Source organism: Aerococcus sanguinicola (assembly GCF_001543145.1).
GTDB classification, from domain to species: domain Bacteria; phylum Bacillota; class Bacilli; order Lactobacillales; family Aerococcaceae; genus Aerococcus; species Aerococcus sanguinicola.
In genome coordinates this window covers 492,631-511,115 of record NZ_CP014160.1, presented here as the reverse complement: position 1 = coordinate 511,115, position 18,485 = coordinate 492,631, and the positions used below count along the sequence as shown (strand labels likewise).

The 18,485-nt window shown below is 50.8% G+C and carries 15 protein-coding genes and 1 riboswitch; of the genes, 9 read left to right on the top strand and 6 right to left on the bottom strand.

What is annotated here, in order from left to right:
• Position 1 precedes the first annotated feature (1 nt).
• Positions 2-853, bottom strand: a complete 852-nt coding sequence (gene proB / locus AWM72_RS02310; RefSeq protein ID WP_230080832.1) for a glutamate 5-kinase — start codon at positions 851-853, stop codon at positions 2-4.
• A gap of 111 nt (positions 854-964) precedes the next feature.
• Between proB and AWM72_RS02305 the strand changes: the two genes are divergently transcribed.
• The 5 genes from AWM72_RS02305 to AWM72_RS02285 all read left to right on the top strand — a co-directional run bounded on the left by AWM72_RS02305 (position 965) and on the right by AWM72_RS02285 (position 5,690).
• On the top strand, positions 965-1,828 hold the full coding sequence (locus AWM72_RS02305) for a M15 family metallopeptidase (RefSeq protein WP_067972577.1): 864 nt from the start codon (positions 965-967) through the stop codon (positions 1,826-1,828).
• Between the two features lie 85 nt (positions 1,829-1,913).
• Entirely contained in the window at positions 1,914-2,465 is a 552-nt protein-coding gene (locus tag AWM72_RS02300; protein WP_067972575.1) for a GNAT family N-acetyltransferase, read from the top strand.
• A gap of 564 nt (positions 2,466-3,029) precedes the next feature.
• A complete protein-coding gene (locus tag AWM72_RS02295) occupies positions 3,030-3,578 on the top strand; it encodes a hypothetical protein (protein ID WP_067972573.1) in 549 nt (182 codons plus the stop codon).
• A gap of 128 nt (positions 3,579-3,706) precedes the next feature.
• Positions 3,707-4,747 (top strand): tetratricopeptide repeat protein, encoded by a 1,041-nt coding sequence (locus AWM72_RS02290; protein ID WP_067972570.1) that lies wholly within the window; start codon positions 3,707-3,709, stop codon positions 4,745-4,747.
• Positions 4,748-4,910: 163 nt separating this feature from the next.
• On the top strand, positions 4,911-5,690 hold the full coding sequence (locus AWM72_RS02285) for an acetoin reductase (protein ID WP_067972566.1): 780 nt from the start codon (positions 4,911-4,913) through the stop codon (positions 5,688-5,690).
• Between the two features lie 819 nt (positions 5,691-6,509).
• On the opposite strand, the gene AWM72_RS02280 is transcribed toward AWM72_RS02285, so the two are convergent.
• The 3 genes from AWM72_RS02280 to alr all read right to left on the bottom strand — a co-directional run bounded on the left by AWM72_RS02280 (position 6,510) and on the right by alr (position 10,358).
• Positions 6,510-7,337, bottom strand: coding sequence for a helix-turn-helix domain-containing protein (locus AWM72_RS02280; protein ID WP_067972563.1), 828 nt, complete (start codon positions 7,335-7,337; stop codon positions 6,510-6,512).
• A gap of 657 nt (positions 7,338-7,994) precedes the next feature.
• The gene (gene dapA, locus AWM72_RS02275) at positions 7,995-8,888 is read right to left on the bottom strand and encodes a 4-hydroxy-tetrahydrodipicolinate synthase (protein WP_067972560.1); all 894 of its coding nucleotides are present in this window, start codon (positions 8,886-8,888) and stop codon (positions 7,995-7,997) included.
• 118 nt (positions 8,889-9,006) lie between these two features.
• A riboswitch (Lysine riboswitch) is annotated at positions 9,007-9,149 on the bottom strand.
• A gap of 66 nt (positions 9,150-9,215) precedes the next feature.
• Positions 9,216-10,358 (bottom strand): alanine racemase, encoded by a 1,143-nt coding sequence (alr, locus tag AWM72_RS02270; protein ID WP_067972555.1) that lies wholly within the window; start codon positions 10,356-10,358, stop codon positions 9,216-9,218.
• A gap of 104 nt (positions 10,359-10,462) precedes the next feature.
• Between alr and AWM72_RS02265 the strand changes: the two genes are divergently transcribed.
• Positions 10,463-10,930 carry a low molecular weight protein-tyrosine-phosphatase gene (locus tag AWM72_RS02265; protein WP_067972552.1) on the top strand — a complete coding sequence of 156 codons (468 nt, stop codon included), beginning with the start codon at positions 10,463-10,465 and terminating at the stop codon, positions 10,928-10,930.
• A gap of 382 nt (positions 10,931-11,312) precedes the next feature.
• Here AWM72_RS02265 and metK read toward each other — a convergent pair whose 3' ends face one another.
• On the bottom strand, positions 11,313-12,512 hold the full coding sequence (gene metK, locus AWM72_RS02260; protein WP_067972549.1) for a methionine adenosyltransferase: 1,200 nt from the start codon (positions 12,510-12,512) through the stop codon (positions 11,313-11,315).
• Between the two features lie 199 nt (positions 12,513-12,711).
• On the opposite strand from metK, the gene AWM72_RS02255 reads away from it, so the two are divergent.
• A complete protein-coding gene (locus tag AWM72_RS02255; RefSeq protein WP_067972546.1) occupies positions 12,712-13,080 on the top strand; it encodes a hypothetical protein in 369 nt (122 codons plus the stop codon).
• 878 nt (positions 13,081-13,958) lie between these two features.
• Here AWM72_RS02255 and AWM72_RS02250 read toward each other — a convergent pair.
• On the bottom strand, positions 13,959-15,065 hold the full coding sequence (locus AWM72_RS02250; protein WP_067972543.1) for a M24 family metallopeptidase: 1,107 nt from the start codon (positions 15,063-15,065) through the stop codon (positions 13,959-13,961).
• Positions 15,066-15,151: 86 nt separating this feature from the next.
• Between AWM72_RS02250 and AWM72_RS02245 the strand changes: the two genes are divergently transcribed.
• Both AWM72_RS02245 and AWM72_RS02240 read left to right on the top strand, forming a co-directional pair.
• The gene (locus AWM72_RS02245) at positions 15,152-15,886 is read left to right on the top strand and encodes a TraX family protein (RefSeq protein ID WP_067972540.1); all 735 of its coding nucleotides are present in this window, start codon (positions 15,152-15,154) and stop codon (positions 15,884-15,886) included.
• 23 nt (positions 15,887-15,909) lie between these two features.
• The gene (locus tag AWM72_RS02240; protein ID WP_067972537.1) at positions 15,910-17,283 is read left to right on the top strand and encodes a Sapep family Mn(2+)-dependent dipeptidase; all 1,374 of its coding nucleotides are present in this window, start codon (positions 15,910-15,912) and stop codon (positions 17,281-17,283) included.
• Positions 17,284-18,485: the final 1,202 nt, after the last annotated feature.

The window sequence follows — 18,485 nt, the reverse complement described above, 5'->3', positions numbered from 1 at the left end:
TTTATTTTTCCTCCTTTTGGGATGATTGGCGGGCGGAGACCAGGCTGCCAATATCTTCTCCTGCTAAAAGTTTGAAGATATTGGCGGGTTCCTGGCTGCCCATGATCACCATGCTCCGGCCCTGGTCCAAGACCAGCTTGCCGGCTTTGAGTTTGGTGGCCATGCCACCGGTTGAGAAGCTGGACCCCTTGCCCCCAGCTTGGTCTAAGTTGTCTTGGCTGATGCCTTCCAACCGGCTGATTCTTTGGGCTTGGGGGTCGGAGTGGGGGTCGGCGGTATAGAAGCCATCGACGTCCGTGAGTAGGACTAAGAGGTCGGCTTCAACAATATTGCTGACCAGAGCGGACAAGGTGTCATTGTCCCCAAAGCGGGTCTGGTGGTCCAATTCATCGACTGCGACCGCGTCATTTTCATTAATGACGGGGATAACCTTCTGGGCTAGAAGAACTTCCAGGCTGTTCCGGCAGTTCTTCAGGCTCTCAGGATAGTCCATGACGTCCCGGGTTAAGAGAATTTGCGCCACGTCCTGGTTGTAATAAGCAAAAAAGCGGCTGTAGATACTCATCAGGGTGACTTGACCCAAGGCAGCCAGGGCTTGTTGTTCGGGGATGGCTTGGGGGCGCTGGGCGATCCCTTGTTGGACACAGCCGACCCCGATGGCACCTGAGCTGACGAGGACAACTTCCTTGCCGGCTTGGCGGAGGCTAGCTAGGGTGAAGGCGAGCCGGTCGATGCGCGGGTAGTCGATCGTGTTTTGGTCTGTTAATAGGGAATTAGTTCCGATTTTGAATACTAGGCGTTGGGCATGGGCTAGGTCTTGGCGCTCCATCTCTTCATCGCTCCGTTCTCTCATAATTTCTTCATTATTGTACCATAGTTTGCCTGACCCTGCCTGGTTTAAAAAGCTTTCGACTGGACCTAAAGACTGCTATAATAGGAAGTAAGACTTAAGGAGGCGGGTGCGATGACAGGAGAGGGCTTTAAACGTGTGAGGCAGATGGTCTATATGATCCTCTTAGCCGGAATGGTGGTGGTTTTGGGGCTTGTGGACCGGTCGTCTACTTTTGAGAGCCAGGTCAAGCTGACCAATCAAGTGCCTGCCTTGAAAGCGAATGAACGCCCCAGCCAGGGCAAGCTCCAGGCACCGGGGGCTGACCAATTGGAGGCTAGGTTTGGAGGTAAATTAGACCAAGTCCTTGCTGAGCTGCCTGAGTCCATCGACCCCAAGGACTGGCGCTTGATCCTCGTCAACCGTCAGGCGCTCCTAGATAAGGAACCGGATTTTGAAGCCGCCCAGACGCCAGAAGGTCAAGTCTATGACCAGCGCCTCCAAGGGGACTTGGAAGCCCTCATGGCCGATGCCCGGGCGGCGGGCTATGACCTGCGCACCATCTCGGCCTTCCGCTCCATCGAATCCCAGGCCTATAACCGCCAGCACCAATATGAGACTTATCTCAACCAGGGCAAGTCCAAGGAAGAAGCCGAGCGGATGACGGATGCCTATATCGCACCGGAGCGGGCGACGGAACATGCGACGGGTCTGGCCTTCGACTGGCTGAGCCAGGCTTGGCTGGACCAGGGTGGGGGACTTGATGACAGCTTTGTTGAAGACCCAGCGGCCCAGTGGTTGGCCGACAATGCCCATAAATATGGCTTTATTTTGCGCTATCTCAAGGACCGCGAAGCCATCACGGGTTATGAATTTGAACCCTGGCACTACCGCTATGTTGGCAGGGAACACGCCGCTTTTATCCAGCGTTATGGCTTGACCCTAGAAGAATACTTGCAGCTGGGCCGCTACCGGGACCAAGTTAAGTCAGGATCTTAGGCCAAATGGTTGGAACTTATGTTATAATAAGCCGTGACAATGAATATTTAGGCTTCGACTGAGCCGGAATCGGGGAAAAACTTGTATGAATCACAAAGGAACAAAGACCATTGAGACACAGAATTTGCTCTTGCGCAAATTCGATGTGTCTGATTATGAACAGATGTATCGAAATTGGGCAGGGGATAGCCAGCTGACCCAGTACGCTAGCTGGGGCGTCCATGAGTCCAAGCGTACCACTAAGAAGCTCTTGGAACACTGGCAGCCTAAGCGCACTAACGATAAAATCTACCGCTGGGGAGTGGAAGACAAAAGCAGCCAGGCCCTAATTGGTGAAATTCATGTGAAACGGATCGTTAAAAAGATTGCGGCCTGCGAATTGGAATTTCTCTTCGCTCAGTCGGACCAGCGCACCGAATTGGGGGCGGAAGCGGTCCGGACGGTCACCCACTTTCTCTTCGACGCTGTCCAAGCGGAACGTGTCCAAGTGGGAATTGACGTGGAGGACCAGGCCAACCAAGCCATCTTAGAAGCCTGCGACTACCAGGAAGAAGGCATCCAGAAACGCGGCTTAGCCAACAATCGCGGAATCGTTGACCGGCGCTGGTTTGCGGTCGTCAAAGCGAATAAAGACTAAAAAGGGCCCCAGCAGGCCTCTTTTTTATGGGGAAGTGTCGTTCTTTAAACTTTTGTATTGGTGATTACTAATCAAAAAATACACAACAGTAACTTTTTGAGCAGGAGTGGAGCTTTGAAGTTGGCCCTTAGCCATGAACAAGCAAGCGAAGCGAATTATGGATCGTAGGCGAATAGCCGTACGATCCGTTTGAGTCTCGCTAGGCGAGAAGAAGGTAGCAACGCTGCTAACGCAGCCTTGAACTTCATCTCTAAGTCGCCCCGCTCCAAGAGCTGAACCTGCTCGAGCCGGTGGTGTATAGCTATCTGAGCGTCAGCGACTTACGGATATAGTACAAAACGGCGAAAGCCGTTATTGTCCCTCAAAAATTTAAGGGACAACTTCAAAAGCGGAACGGATGCTCACTAGCACAATTTGTCAGTTGTTGTGAATACTGGTTGGACAGTCAGTGTACTTTTGATTGGACAAATAAACTAGCGCTTTTGGCGGTTATTCCTTGCTGAGTCTGTTATAATAAGACTGTTAGCGTTTCAATAGCTTGACTAGGAGGGTGGAGGCGAGACCATGCGTTTGGATGAATTATATACCCGTTTGAATCATTTGGCTTTCATTGAGAATTATTATGTGACGACCAAGGAGTGGGAGGGCGAGAGTTTTCGTGTCTTGAAGATTTATGATGATGATAGTAAGCTAGCGGAGGTCAACTTAGACCAGCCCTATATGCTGCGGACGAGCTTCCAGGGCTTCAACAACCGGCAAATCTTAGAGAAGCAGGCCCTCTTGAAGCTCTTGGTGGACTTTACGATGACGCCGGTTGACCAACGCCAGTCCGACCTCTATTACGCTTATTATTACGACCTCTCGAATATTACACACTTCATCAAGCGCCTGGCCAATAATCGCCTGGCCGATGATATGATTCCTATGGCTTATTTCCGGACCCTATCCGATGATGAGAAGCAAAAATACCTCTTCAATTCGGCGGAATTCGATGACTTTCCAACGGACTATAAGCCGCGCTTTACCCCAGATTCTTTTGTCAAAGTGATGTCTCTGGAAGAGATGGAGGAATCCTTGGAGGAACGCTTTCCTGCTGGGCCCTTGGATGATTAATCAAGAGTGATCGGTAAAAGGCATCACTCACACTATGCCCAGCCTTGAACTTTGACCAAGGGCCGATTACAATAATTACTGGTGTCTTTGACCGGTAATCATTATTCCGAATTAAGGGGAAGAATATTATGAATCAAGATCAAGAAAATTTACTAAAAGAAATTGAACAATTACTTGTGGGAAATTATAGCCAGGCCATTAGCGAAGTCGGCCAAAAATTGGTGGAAAATATTGTCCTGATCCGTAACGAAGAATTCCTTTCGACATTAGAGGACCTGCTCTATGAAGCTTATCCTGAAGAGACCTTGAAGAATCGCAAGCGTTATGATGACTCGGATAAGCACTCCGACAATATCTTAATGGCTAAGATCGACGAGATGTTAGCGGCGGGTGAGGTGACCGAGGCCCGCTTTGCCATGGAAGACTTCATCCGGAGTCTAGATTCTGACTTCGACCAGTACAATCCTAAGCCTGGACAGCGGCAATTGAGTATCTTTGACTTGGTTGGCCGCTTTGAATTCTTGCTCCATGAAGAGGCGGGGATGCAGCTTTTGCCAACTCACCGCGACTTCAGCAAGATCTACCAGACCTATGCCAAGGTCCTGCTCCAGGCTAATGAGCGCAAGGAAGCGGCGGACGCCTACCAACAGGCCCTGCTCTGGCACCCTTACCAAGTGACGATGATCTACGACTTGGCGGCCCTCTACCTGGATATGGACCAGTACGGCATGGCCTATGCCATGATCCTAAAAGGCCTGAAGTATTCGATCGAACGGTCAGCCTTGGCTCGGGGCTATGCCTGCTTGGCAAAATTCTATGCTGGCAAGGGAGACCTAGAAGCTGCCATGAACTTCGCTAAGATTAGCCTGCGCTGGAAGGAGAACGAGGGGGCGACTGACCTGCTTGAATCGCTCAAGGAAGAAGGCTTGGAAGTCGAAGAGCCCCTGACCAATAAGGAAGTGGCACAGATCCTCCAAGACTACAAGCTGGACCAGTTCCCTTCCGATGCCGCCCTCTGCAAGTTGGTCAACATGGCCCAAGCAGCAGTAGAGCTAGGCAATATGAAGACAGCCCGCTTCTACTTTAAGCTCTACCAGTCCCTGACTCAGGGCCAGGAAGTCGCTGCCGATGCCGTGATCGCCAACCTACAACGTCAATTGAATATGTAAAAATTGAAGAGCTTCCAAGGACATGGACTTGTCCTTGGAGGCTTTTTTATTTTGGAAGGCGGAGATCTGTTTTGCTTTTGAACTTGGTCAAGGGCTTTTACTTTTATTTCGGAACCGAAATTGTTATACTTAGCTTAACTTAAGAAAAGGAGGAATTAATTTTATGTCAGAGAAGAAAGTAGCTGTGATTACAGGTGGAGCCCAGGGCTTAGGTAAGGCCATCGCCCAGCAATTAGCGGCAGATGGTTTCGACCTGGTCTTAGCGGACATCGACCGAGAAACCTTGGAAGCGACCCAGAAAGAATTTGCGGACCAAGGGATTGAAGCGGCGATTAAGGAAGCGGATGTGAGCAAGCTCCAAGATCAGAAGGACCTGGCGGCTTATGCAGTGGATCAATTTGGCCGTTTAGATGTTTTTGTCAATAATGCAGGGATTGAAGGGCGAGTGGCACCGCTGATCGATTTGGAAGAGGAAGATCTGGGGGCGCTCTTCGATATCAATATTAAGGGTACCATCTATGGGATCCAAGCTGCAGCCAAGCAGATGAAGGCACTCGGCATTAAGGGTAAGATTATCAATGCCTCCAGTATTGCGGGACGCGAAGGTTTTGAAATGCTCAGCGCCTACTCGGCGACTAAATTCGCGGTGAGTGGCCTGACCCAGACCGCAGCCAAGGAATTAGCGGATGATGGAATTACCGTCAATGCTTATGCGCCAGGGATCGCTGGCACCGGCATGTGGGACCGCTTGGATGAAAAATTCGCGGAACTAACTGGTGCTGAAAGAGGGGAGACCTTCAAGGAACAAGTGGCCAATATTGCGCTCGGCCGCACCCAAGAACCAGAAGATGTGGCTAATTTAGTCTCCTTCCTCGCCTCAGAAAAAGCGGACTATATTACCGGTCAAATCATTGTGACTGATGGCGGCATGGTCTTCCAATAAGAATGCCTTAAAAAAAGATAGAGAGGCCTATCTCTCGAGCTTATATGGCGGGGATAGGTCTTTTTTGTATCTTGCGTGGTGTTGGTGGCCGGCAACTTGCGAATGGAGGTCCTGTTAGCAAGTAGGACCGCTGCTGGGCAAGCTGATCTGGCTTAATATAATGAAAAAAGCTAGCGAGGTCTTCGCTAGCTTTTACATTTATCCTAGTAAAAATTATTTTTTGGTAGTTTGAATGACGGGTGTTGTCCACCCACATTCGAGCCCCTCTAGTGTGGCTTGGCTGATGGGAAGCCACACTCGCTGGTATTGAATGTGGGTTACTTAGATTCGATCCACAATTGGAGGTCTTGGTTGAAGGTTGATCTTTATGAACCTAGACAAAGGACCTCTAATTGTGGGTTGAGTGATGGCAAGCCACACTAGGAGCCTTTGCTTGTGGATTGACTGCTCTTGCTTACACCCTGTAGTTGGGTTCGGTTGCGCAGCTTCCTTGTCGCTTCACAAGTCTCCGCCGCAGTCCGACAGACTGCTCTGGTGACTTGCTCCAGTGAAAGGAAGCTACCCGCGCGCCCTCACACCCTTGTAGTCGGGTTTGGTCGCGCAGAAGTGGCTCCTCTTCACAAAGCGTCATCGAAGACTTTCAGTCTTCTCTGCCTTTTTGCTCCAGAGGTCCACTTCTACCCGCGCGCCCTCACACCCTTTAGTCGGGTTCGACTTGGCAGACTCGGAGTGATTTCACAAGTCAGAAGCGAGCGAATGCTTCGCTCTTATTCTGACTTGCTCCAATCATCCGAGTCTAAGCGCCAAGTCTCACACCTTTTATTTCGCGTCGTGTGGTCTGTAATGGTAGTGTTTGATGAAGGACCGGTAGAAGTTGCTGTAGTCTTTGAAGCCGGCGTTTTTCCAGGAGTGGCTGATGGATTGGCCTTTTTTGATGCAGTCGTGGGCGTAGCTGAGGCGTTTGGTGATGAGGTATTGGTAGAGGGTGTCGTGGTAGTATTTTTGGAAGATACGATTGACGGTTGAAGTCGAGATGTTGAAGCGCTTGGCGGTGTCTTGGAGGGTGATGGCTTCGTTGAAGTGGTCGTCGACGTATTGCTTGATGTCGCTGGCTAGTTGGTCGCGCTTGGTATGTTCGTGGAGCAGGGGGTCGTTGGGCGACTGGTAGATTTGGCAGGTTTCTAGGAAGAGCAGGCTAGCCAGGTGGAAGATAATCTTCTGCTGGTAGAGGGTAGCTTTTTCCGCTTGGACTTGTTTGAGCTGGCCGAAGAGGTCGAGGAAGACTTGCCAGTTATTTTCGCTCACGGGGAGGATACGCAGTTGGCTGAAGACCTGGATGAGGTCGGTGGTGTCGATGAAGGTATGGTTGATCTCATCGAGGTAATTGTCACCAATGGAGAGGACATAGCCGTAGAATTGAGGAGAAGCGTAGTGTTGGCCCGCTTCGAGTTTAAGGTCAATGCTTGAGGGAATCACAATAATTTGCTTGGGTTCCACTTCAAGTGACTGCTGGTTGACGGTAATCCGCAATGCCTTGGTGACAAAAACGAGCTCGTGGCGGTGGAAGGATGAGCGGTTATATTGGTCGATGAAGTCTTCATCCATCGCGGTTGCTTTGATTCGAAAGGGGACTTGTCGGTCAGTCATTAGTTTAAGCCTCCAATTGTTGTATATGATAGATACTATTTTATACTAAAACCGATTTTATTCAAGTTAGGAAAAATTAAGAATGCCTGGCTAAAAGGCCTGCAGATAAAGAAAAAAATTCCACAGAATAGTATGCTGAGCATGCGTTCCGCTTTTGAATTTGGCCCTTAAAGAGCCATGGCATCGGCTCGGGCCGAGGTCCCTCACCTAGCGAGCTTCAAACGGCTAGTAACGGCTGACGCCGACTATCCGTAATTCACATCGCTTGCTTATTCATGGCTAAGGTCCAACTTCAACGCTCCACTCCTGCTCAGAATTAGATAAGCACTAATTATTGTTTCAAATATTTCTATAAAGAATTAGTGGATAAAAAAACCAGCATTTTCAGCTGGCTAAAACTAATGATTAGTATTTATATTGTAGTTAGGTTCAGGCAAGCAGAAATAGTCCCTCTTCACAAAGATTCGACGAAACCGCTCAGACTTTTCTAGCTTTTTGCTCCAGAGTTCCACTTCTACCCGTGCTTCCTCTTACCCTAGTTGGGTTCAAAAAGGCAGAAAGGGAGTGACTTCAACAAAAGGGAACGATCGGCTAAAGCCGCTCTTATCTCTATTGTCTCCAGTCATCCCTTTCTAAGCGCCTTTGCTCACACCCTATCTAACCCAACAAGCCAAGTTCGTCCATTTGTTCTTTTAATTTATTCACAGTTTCTTCTTGGGGTTTGCCTAGAGGTAGGCGGGTTGGGCCGACTTCGAAGCCTTGGAGGGCTAGAGCGGCTTTGACGGGTATGGGGTTGGGTTCGCAGAAGAGGGTGTCGATTAAGGGCTTGAATTTGGCTTGGAGTTCGCGGGCCTTGGCGAAGTCACCGTCGAGGGCGGCGTGGATCATCTCGTGGACTTCTGCAGGGGCGATGTTGGCCAATACGGAGATAACGCCTTGGCCACCCAAGCTCATGAGGGGTACAGCGGTATCGTCATTGCCTGAGTATACGTCTACCTGGTCGCCGCAGTAGTGGAGGTTGTCAACAGCGTGGTTGAAATTACCGGTTGCGTCTTTGAGGCCGACAATATTTTCGAAGTCATCGATGAGGCGGCGGAGGGTTTGAGGGGCAATGCCCATCCCGGTCCGTCCTGGCACATCGTATAAGATGATGGGAATGTTGACCGCATTGGCGATGGCAGCGAAGTGTTGGTAGAGGCCTTCTTGGTTAGTTTTGAGATAGTATGGGGTCACGGAAAGCAAGGCGTCAGCACCAGCTTCTTCACATGCCTTGGAGAGGTTGACCCCGTGGCGGGTGTCGTTAGAACCAGCGCCGGCAATAACTGGGACGCGGTGGTCGACGACTTCGACACAGTAACGGATGAGGTCAATCTGTTCCTCATCGGTTTGGTTGCTGGCTTCGCCGGTTGTGCCGGCCACAATGATGGCGTCGGTTCCTGCTTCGATTTGGCGTTCAACGAGCTGACGGAAGACGTCATAGTTAATTTCACGCGCTTCTGTATCCTGGTAGGGGGTAACAATGGCCACTCCGGATCCTCTATAAATAGACATTTGATTTCCTCCTTAAATGGTTAAACAGCTTAGTAAAATAGAAAAAGCTAAGATTCAGGAATCTTAGCTTACTTGGGTATGCCTATACAAAGTCAGCGTGTATGGTTCACGGGCCCAAGTAGGATAAGTCCTCCAAAATAAGAATGGGCTTCTCATTTGACAGTGACAGCCTTGTTCAGTACTGCCCCCAGCAAGCAAGCTTGCTTCGGCGCTGACCCCTTTCGTTTCCTAATGATGGCGAGCGCGGCCTCTATATCTCTACTTTTCTATTGCTATTAATCTAACATAGCTACTATTAATAGTCAAGGATAAAACGGTTAAAGGACTTTAATCTTGGTAGTCCCGGGGCAGGCGCTGGCTTAAGAGGCATAAGGTCTCATAGGCGATGGTGCCGGCATGGGCGGCGACGTCCTCAGCCCGGATAACTTGGCCCTGGTTTTCACCGATGAGGGTGACCTTGGTGCCAATCGGATAGGCTTGGTCGAGGCGGACCATGCACTGGTCCATGCAGACCCGGCCGACGATGGGGCAGGCCTGGCCTTGGACGAGAACTTCGACTCCTGAATAGGCTCTCAGCCAGCCATCTGCATAGCCGATGGGGAGGGTGGCGATCCATTCATCCTGGCTAGCGGTATAGGTGGCCCCGTAGCCGACTGTTTCGCCGGCATGCATTTGTTTAACGTGGGCAATTTCTGTCTCTAGGCTGAGGGCGGGTTCCAAGGAATAGGGGAGGTCTTCTTCCCCGTTCGACGGATTGGCACCGTAGAGGGCAATGCCTAAACGTACCATGTTCAGGGTCTCATCGGGATACCAGAGGGCCATAGCGCTGTTGGATTGGTGGAAGAGGGGGGCTTGGGGAAGCTGGCTGCAATCGATGGCCTGGCGGATGTCTTGAAAGGCCTGGGCTTGGGCGGCTTGCTTGCTTTTGCCTTGGGGGTCCTGGCTATCTGCCGTCGCAAAATGGGTGAAGATGCCCTTGAGCGTGAAGGCCTTGGGGTGAGCGGCAATCCAGTCGATGGCAGCCTGCAAGCTCTGGCTATCGAGGAAGCCAATCCGCCCCATGCCAGAATCGACCGCTAAGTGGATGTCCAGGGCAGGGTAAGTGGCAGCTTCGAGTTCTTCCGTCACCGCTTGAAGCCAGTCTAAGCGGCTGACCGTCACGGCGACCTGGGCTTGGGCCATTTCCAGGGCATCTGAAGCCGGGATAACCCCTAAGACCATGATATCGTTTTGGATGCCGGCCTGGCGGAGTTCGAGGGCTTCATCGGTCAGGGCCACACAGAAACCATCGGCACCGGCCTCTTCCAGAGCCTGGCTGACGGCTTTGGCCCCGTGTCCGTAAGCATCCGCCTTGACCGTGGCATAGACCAGCTTGCCTGGGGATAGGGATTGCTTAATCCCTTGGTAGTTCTGTATAATAGCATCTAGGGAAATCTTAGCGCGGCTAGCGCGGCGATAAGCAGTAACCATTGGATGTGATTCACTTCTTTCTATTCATTGGTCAAATAAGAGACTCACTCTTATTTTAGCATTGCCCATGAGAAAATATGGTTAAATTTCACTTAGGAGGTTCTATGGTTAAGATTTGTTTTATTTGTTTAGGTAATATTTGCCGGTCCCCCATGGCGGAAGCCTTGATGCGCGAGGAAGTTAAGCAGCGCGGTTGGGAGGATAAGGTCTTGGTGGAATCGGCAGCGACAGGGGACTGGAACCTGGGCTCAGCCCCCCATCCCGGCACTGCCAATCTTTTAGCAGCTAAGGGCATCAGCACGGACAATATGTATGCCAGCCTGCTGAAAGCCGGTGACGTCGACCGCTACGACTACTTAATCGGCATGGACGATAGCAATATCAAAAATATTGAGAAAATCGTCGGCACTAGCGACAAGGTCTACCAATTATTGGACTTCACTGACCAAGCCGGACCGATCGCGGACCCTTATTATACCGGGAACTTTGACCTGACTTATGATTTGGTTACAAAGGGCATCCAGGGCCTCTGCCAGCACCTAGAAGCGACCTATCCCGAATTGCGTGACTAATATAGAGGGATAAGACTGCCAGCCAAGGAATAAATCGCCTTGCCTGGCAGTTTTTTGTGGGTATTTTTTGTAGGGGCGTGCGGGACTTGTAAATGGTGGTCCTGTTTGCGAGTCGCGGCCCTTCTACTTTCGAAGGGCGGCCTCATTCGCAAGTTGGGGCGGGCCTACTTTCAAACGGAGCTTCCATTCGCAAGTTGAGCTGGCTCTACTTTCGAACCACGGCCTCATTCGCAAGTTGAGCTGGGTCTACTTGCAAACGGCGACTTCATTCGCAAGTAGCGCTGGATCTACTTGCGAAACGGATGCTCAAAAGTAATTGCTAAACAAAAGCAGCTCTCCCCAAGTCAAACTGGACCGGGGAGAGCTGCTTTTTATTTTAATCTTAGTCCAGGGCGTCCACAGCAGCTTTGAGTTCGTCAATGCGGTCGGTCCGCTCCCAAGGGAAGTAGGGGCCTTCTGCATGGCGGCCGAAGTGTCCGTAGGCGGCAGTGGGTTCATAGATGGCTTGGCGCAGGTCCAAGCTGTCGATGATACCGCGTGGCGACAGGTCAAAAATTTGCCGGACAGCTTGGGTGATTTTCTCCTTGGCCACGCTTTCGGTGCCGAATGTATCGATATTAATGGAAACAGGTTGGGCAACCCCGATAGCATAGGCCAATTGAATTTCGCACCGGCTGGCCAGTTGGCTGGCAACGATATTTTTCGCAATATAGCGTGCCATATAAGAAGCGCTCCGGTCGACCTTGGTGGCGTCCTTACCGGAGAAGGCACCGCCCCCGTGGCGTGCCATGCCTCCGTAGGTATCCACAATAATCTTCCGTCCCGTTAAACCAGCATCTCCTTTAGGCCCCCCAATCACAAAGCGACCAGTTGGGTTGATGTAGTACTTGGTCTCGTCATCTAAGAGATGGCTTGGGATGACTTCCTTGATCAAATGCTCGTGGATGTCAGCTTCAATCTGTTCCATGGGCGTTGCTTCCGCGTGTTGGGTGGAAACGACGATGGTGTCGACGCGGACAGGTTTTTTGTTCTCGTCATATTCCGCGGTAACCTGGGTCTTGCCGTCGGGGCGCAGGTAAGGTAGGATCCCTTCATGACGGAGATGTGCCAGGTGTTCAGCTAAACGATGGGCCAGCTGGATAGGTAGGGGCATGAATTCAGGCGTTTCGTCGCAGGCAAAGCCAAACATTAGGCCTTGGTCCCCGGCACCGAGCGCTTCTTCGCCATCTTTACCGCGGATTTCGAGGGCCTGGTCGACCCCTTGTGCGATATCGGGGGATTGTTGGTCGAGCGCTACCATCACGTTGAGGTTCTCCGCATCGAAGCCGTATTTGCCCCGGGTGTAGCCAATCTTTTTGACCGTGTCGCGAACGATGGTCTGGAAGTCGAGATTGGCTTGGCTGGAGATTTCCCCGAAGATTACCACCAGGCCGGTATTCACAATCGTTTCACAAGCTACCCGGCTGTTGGGATCCTGGCTGAGGGCTGCATCCAGGACAGCGTCACTGATCTGGTCAGCGATTTTGTCGGGATGGCCTTCGGTAACACTCTCACTGGTAAATAAATAATGGTTTTGTAACATTTTGTCCTCCTTAATGGGCAAGGATATTTTCCGTTTTATTCCTTGTCTATTCTAGCATGTAATTGTAAAGCTGGGAATGGTCAAATAATATCTTGAAAGTTCGTTAAAAATTCAAACATAGTCGGTAAAATATAAGCAAAGTGTGTCTGCCTGGTCCACTGGGGCGGGCTGGACACCGAAAAAGAGAGGAGGGGACCAAGTGAAACGCGCAAGCTACCGCAAGGCCAAGGCGGAACTCGCCAAGGAGAAAGAACGCGCCAAAAAGAAGCGTCAAGCCTTATTCGAGACCCACTACCAGCAGGAAACCACAATCTACGCGACGGATGACCGCACGCGAGACCGGGAAGTCGTCGATTCCAAAACACGGGAGATTGACCTGGATACCAATGAAATTTTCTATGACCGCGAGCGCAAGCGCCAGTGGTTCTGGTCGGATAGCCAACATGGCGCCTACCGCTTCTTGGCACTGGGGCTGGTTGTCGTCACCCTGGTCCTGCTCTGGTTCATCGGTCCCTTCGTGATCAGCTACCTGCGCGGACTCTTCCACCAGGCCCAGCTCTGGTTTTAGTGGCGAGGCAGGAGGGGATGACTGGTAAGACCGACTAAAGGCAGTCTTATCCTCTTTGCTCCAGAGCTTTATTTCTCCCGCTAGCCCCCATAGCCTAGTTGGGCTTGAGCAATTTGCCCTCAGACTTGCTGAATACAAAATGACAGCGGTTATTTGCGTTCAGAGCTGCTGAATGCAAAATGATGCCTGCCTATTTGCACTCAGAGCCGCCGAATGCAAAATGATAGCTGCTATTTGCACTCAGCCTCTCCAAATGCAAAATGATAGCTGCTATTTGCACTCAGAGCCGCCGAATGCAAAATGATAGCTGCTATTTGCACTCAGCCTCTCCAAATGCAAAATGATGCCTGCCTATTTGCATTCAGAACTGCCGTATGCAAATCAGACACTGGCACCATTCCAACTTACTAAAAGCTACCCGCTCTTGCTCACACCCTGTGTAGTTGGGGTGTTTGGTGTGTCAACCCACAATCGAAGACTTTGTGTGTGGCTTGGTCATCGTCAAGCCACACTCGGAGAACTTGTTTGGGTATTGATCAGCGTTAACCCACAATTGAAAGCTCTGTATGAATGTTGAGGATCGTCAACCCACAGTCGTAACTTTTGATTGAAGGTCGATTAATTTAACCGCCAGCCCTTTCACCCTTTAGTCGGGTTCGACTTGGCAGGCTTGGAGTGATTTCACAAGTAAGGAACGAGCGAACGCTTCGCTCTTATCCTTACTTGATCCAATCATCCAAGCCTAACCGCCAAGTCTCTCACCCTTTAGTCGGGTTCGCAAGAGCAGACTTGAAGTGATTTCAACTCATCGAAACGCCTGACTGATGTCAGCCTTTTTCGATGAGTCTCCAATCATTCAAGTCTAAGCGCCAGCCCTCTCACCCTTGTATAGGGATAATCGAAAGTTCTTTTGGATAGTGGTTAATGACTTCGACCCCGTTGGCTTGGGCGATGACTAGGTCTTCGATTCTTACGGCGGTTTCGCCTTCCAGGTAGATGCCGGGTTCGATGGAGAAGCACTGGCCGGCTTGAACCAGCTGGGTATTGGCCTGGCTGACGTCACCGGCTTCGTGGGTTTCTTGGCCGATAAAGTGACCTGTCCGGTGGATGAAGCAGTCGCCGTAGCCAGCTTGGGCGATGGTGGTCCGGCAGGCCGAATCGATGGCTTGGAAAGTCGCCTGACCGACCTTAACGGCTGCAATCCCAGCTTCCTGGGCCTCCAGGGTCAGCTGGTAGAGGGCCCGGTCCTTGTCTGAGACCTGGCCGTAGTAGAAGGTCCGGGTCATGTCCGAGCAATAGCCCTGGTGGCGGCAACCGATGTCAACCACAATGGCGTCTCCTAGCTGGGGCCGGCTGTGGTCCGACAAGTGGTGGGGGTCGGCCCCGTTCGCCCCGTAAGCGACGATGGGTTCGAAGCTAAAGCCTCCATCTGCTCCAACTTCCCGGTAAATTTTTTCTAAGGCCTGGCAGGCTTCGATTTCGCTGGGGCCATAGGGAAGGACTTCTTCGACTAAGCGGGCCATGGCCTGGTCGTTGAGGGCGGAAGCCTGGCGCATAAGCTCCTGTTCACCTGCCGACTTGATCCCGCGCTGTTGGTCAACCAAGTGGCTGGCCAGGCTAAAGTTACTCAAGGGATAGGTCGTGATGAGGGGGAGGAGGTAGTTGGCGGTCATCTGCTTATCGATGCCGAAATTTCCCACTTCCTCTAGGGGCAGGCGCTTGACCAGCTGGCCAAAGTCATCTTGGTCTTTGGTCCGAACCACTTGAAAAATATCATCCACTTGGAAGCGGAAGAGCTCGTTGGCTACGAGGCAGGGCCGTCCTTTATAGGGCACAATGAGGAGCCAGAGCCGCTCCATGGGGTCGACTAAGACGCCGGTATAATAATAAATACTGTAGGGGTCAGTCACTAGGATTTGGTTCACATGCTGGCTTTCCAGCCGGTCTTGTAAGGACCTTAAACGGGCACGATATTCACTTGCCATCGTGTCATCTCCTTTATGTCTTGATAGGAGCATTATAAAACAAAACTAGCCGAAGAACAAAGCCATTCAGGAAAAGAGGGAAGCAGATGCAAAACACGCGCGACGATGACAGTAGAGGACCAATCTTCTCCTTGACGGGGACCCAGTTGAAGCTGATCGCCATGCTGGCCATGTTTATTGACCATGCGGCAGTGGTTTTCATTGAGCCCCAGCTCTTGGCGCCGGTGACCTGGCTGGACTTCTTGACGGTGTCCAGTGATGGCCCGGCCCTAGTCTACCTCATCATGCGGTCGATCGGGCGGATTGCCTTTCCTATTTTTTGTTTCCTACTAATTGAGGGCTTCGTCCATACCCGGTCAGTCAAGGCCTATGCCGGGCGACTTGGGATCTTGGCCCTTCTCTCAGAAGTGCCTTTCGACCTGGCCCTCTTCCGACAAAGCCTGGACTGGAGTCATCAGAATGTCTTCTTTACCCTTCTAGCAGGGCTCCTGGCCTTAGTAACTTTAAAACAAGACCGCTACCGCTGGCTCAAAGTTTTGGGGCCGCTATTGTTGATGGTCCTCGCTGAGCTAGGAAGGGTTGACTACGGTTACTTTGGGGTAGCCTTAGTGGTCCTCCTCTACCTGAGCCGGCAAGAGCGTTTGTGCCAGGCTGTGGTCGGGGCCCTGGCATCGCTTTGGGAGGGGCCGGGTGTTTTGATCGCTTACTACCTTATTTACCACTATAATGGAGAAAAGGGGCGGGGGAATAGCCGCTGGTTCTACTTTCTCTATCCGGCCCACTTGCTTATTTATGCTGGGATCCGTCACTTGCTCTTGTAATGAATTAGAAAGAGGTGGCACAGATGTTAGCCATTAATTATGACGCTTATTTCGAGGACTTATTGGCCGAGCTCAAGGCCCTCGTCCGCATTCCATCCGTTCGCGACGAGGCTACGGCCTCCAGCGAGGCACCTTACGGCCAAGAAATCCGGCGCGCCCTGGACTATATGACAGCGCTCGCCCAAGCAGAAGGTCTGACCGTACAAAATTATGCTAATGAGGCGATTGCCATTGACCTGCCGGGGCAGTTAGCGACCCCATACCGGATTGATGTGGTCAGCCACTTGGATGTGGTTCAAGCTGGCAGCCATTGGACCCGGCCCGCCTTTGAAGCGGTGGAGGAAGACGGTAAGCTCTACGGCCGCGGGGTCAATGACATGAAACGGTCCTGCCTCTTGGTCTTCTATGCCATGAAGATTATCCAGGACTACAAAATTCCTCTCCGTAACCAGTTGCGCCTGGTCTATGGCTCTGATGAGGAAACGGAGATGCTTGACCTGGAGCCTTACTTGCGCCAGGCCGGCCAGCCTGACTTCGCCTTCACCCCGGATGGCGTCTTCCCTGTCTGTGTAGGGGAATTCGGCGCCATTACCTGGGAATTCAGCCATGACTTGGCAGACTATGGGCCAATCCTTGAGCTATCAGGCGGAGAGGGAGCTAATGTGGTGCCTTCCCGAGCCCAAGCCCGTTTAGCTGGCGACTACCGAGCAATTCTCCAGGCTTATCTGGACCAGAAAGATTGGCCGGGACAAGTCAGCTACCGGGATGGTGAGACCCACTTGAGCCTGGACGGCAAGGGGGCCCACGCCTCAGAACCCCAGCTTGGGATTAATGCTATCAGCCGGCTCTTCCAGACCCTGGGAGAAGCCTTGGACCTGGAAAGCTTTAGCGACCTAGATCGACTCTTCAGCCCTAGCGATGGGTCGGGGGTCGGCATCGCCTATGCCAGTCCGGAAATGGGGCCCTTGACCTTTAACCTCGGTCAGCTGGACTTCCGGGCTCAGACCGGCATCAAACTCGCCGTCGATTGCCGCTTTCCTAATGGTTCGCATTCGGATGAATTGAAGCAGAAGATCCAGACCCGCTTGCCCGATTGGCAGATCCAGGCCAGCTTCGACGTCCCGGTGACCCTAGAAGATCCGGACCGACCAGCCATCCAGACCTTGTCGAAGACCTTTGCCCAACACTTCCCTGAAGAAAGCCAGACGCCCCTGATCGGCAAGGCAGTGTCCTACAGCAAGAAAGTAGGCAACTGCATCAGCTTCGGCTCCAATTTCCAAAAAGATCCCGAAGTGGCCCACCAGGCGGATGAGTATGTGGAAATTGATAGCCTCATCCCGCTTCTCAAACTGTACACAGAAAGCTTGATTAAACTTGGCCAGGCTAAGGAATTGTAGGGTGGATAGTCTTTAAAGGAAATGGTGCTAGTGAGCATCCGTTGCGCTTTTGAATTTGGCCCTTGAAGAGCCGTGGCACCGGTGAGAGCCAAGGTCTCTCACCTAGCGAGCTTCAAAGGGCTAGTACGGCTAATGCCTACTATCCCTAATTCACATCGCTTGCTTGGTCACGGCTAAGGGCCAACTTCAACGCTCCACTCCTGCTCATAAGGAAACCGTTGAACCACTATAATCGTACTATTGAAAATTAAGAGCACAAATTTATCTTGTATTATATAACAGTGGAGAAAAAACTTAACTTTCTAGGATTAAATTAAACGGTGCTAGTGAGCATCTGTTGCCCTTTTGAATTTGGCCCTTGAATCTTTAAAATTCAGTTGCTGATGTCCAAAGCTTAAAACTTCCCACTGTCTTGCTACAAGCATGCTGACAAGTCTATTCAGCTGAAGTTATTAGTTAAATTTAAAACATAAAAAAGCAGAAGCTCTTATGATCTAGAAGCTTCTGCTTTTTGTCTTTTTAGTGCTGTAAATTAGAAAGGTTTCACTAATAAATAGAATATCTGTTATGAGCAGGCCTTAAGCACATGCTCACCTATACCATTCACTTCTGGCTGTTTTTAATCTTCTTTATTGCTGAGGTAGATGCTTTGGATAATGGTGAAGATAATTAAAATCACATACCAGAGAATTTTGCGGTTACGCTTTTTTTGTGCTTTGGATGTTGCCATAGGATTCACCTCACTCTTTTTTTCTTTACCAGTATAGCATATCTGCCCCCTGGAAACCATTACAAAAGAATGGAAGCGAGCTTTCAATGTATGCTTTCATGACATTCCTAATAGTTTACATGGCAGTATGCTATTGTTGATAAGCAGGCGTATCTACTTTTGCCTGACTAGTCGGTCAATTAAAATAAAGAAGATGAGAAGAATTTTTATCCAATTGACTGGCAAGATATTCCAGCCCAAGAAGCCCTGGAGCAAGCACAAAAAGAGGCACAAAAAGCCCTGGATGATTATTGGGATTCGACATCAAATCCATAGCTCAAAGCAAGTGCAAGATTGTTCTTACATGAAGCGCTTTCGCGTCAAATCAAGGCTTAGCTGATATCAGGCTAAGTCTTTTGCTCTGAAAGCGCTCTAAATATATTTATTTAAACTATCAAAAAACTGGCCTTTTCAAGCAAGTCTACTTGATATA

Excerpts from the sequence above, each read along its gene's own strand:
- proB (WP_230080832.1), bottom strand. The coding sequence starts at position 853 with ATGAGAGAACGGAGCGATGAAGAGATGGAGCGCCAAGACCTAGCCCAT.
- AWM72_RS02305 (WP_067972577.1), top strand. The coding sequence starts at position 965 with ATGACAGGAGAGGGCTTTAAACGTGTGAGGCAGATGGTCTATATGATC.
- AWM72_RS02300 (WP_067972575.1), top strand. The coding sequence starts at position 1,914 with ATGAATCACAAAGGAACAAAGACCATTGAGACACAGAATTTGCTCTTG.
- AWM72_RS02295 (WP_067972573.1), top strand. The coding sequence starts at position 3,030 with ATGCGTTTGGATGAATTATATACCCGTTTGAATCATTTGGCTTTCATT.
- AWM72_RS02290 (WP_067972570.1), top strand. The coding sequence starts at position 3,707 with ATGAATCAAGATCAAGAAAATTTACTAAAAGAAATTGAACAATTACTT.
- AWM72_RS02285 (WP_067972566.1), top strand. The coding sequence starts at position 4,911 with ATGTCAGAGAAGAAAGTAGCTGTGATTACAGGTGGAGCCCAGGGCTTA.
- AWM72_RS02280 (WP_067972563.1), bottom strand. The coding sequence starts at position 7,337 with ATGACTGACCGACAAGTCCCCTTTCGAATCAAAGCAACCGCGATGGAT.
- dapA (WP_067972560.1), bottom strand. The coding sequence starts at position 8,888 with ATGTCTATTTATAGAGGATCCGGAGTGGCCATTGTTACCCCCTACCAG.
- alr (WP_067972555.1), bottom strand. The coding sequence starts at position 10,358 with ATGGTTACTGCTTATCGCCGCGCTAGCCGCGCTAAGATTTCCCTAGAT.
- AWM72_RS02265 (WP_067972552.1), top strand. The coding sequence starts at position 10,463 with ATGGTTAAGATTTGTTTTATTTGTTTAGGTAATATTTGCCGGTCCCCC.
- metK (WP_067972549.1), bottom strand. The coding sequence starts at position 12,512 with ATGTTACAAAACCATTATTTATTTACCAGTGAGAGTGTTACCGAAGGC.
- AWM72_RS02250 (WP_067972543.1), bottom strand. The coding sequence starts at position 15,065 with ATGGCAAGTGAATATCGTGCCCGTTTAAGGTCCTTACAAGACCGGCTG.
- AWM72_RS02245 (WP_067972540.1), top strand. The coding sequence starts at position 15,152 with ATGCAAAACACGCGCGACGATGACAGTAGAGGACCAATCTTCTCCTTG.
- AWM72_RS02240 (WP_067972537.1), top strand. The coding sequence starts at position 15,910 with ATGTTAGCCATTAATTATGACGCTTATTTCGAGGACTTATTGGCCGAG.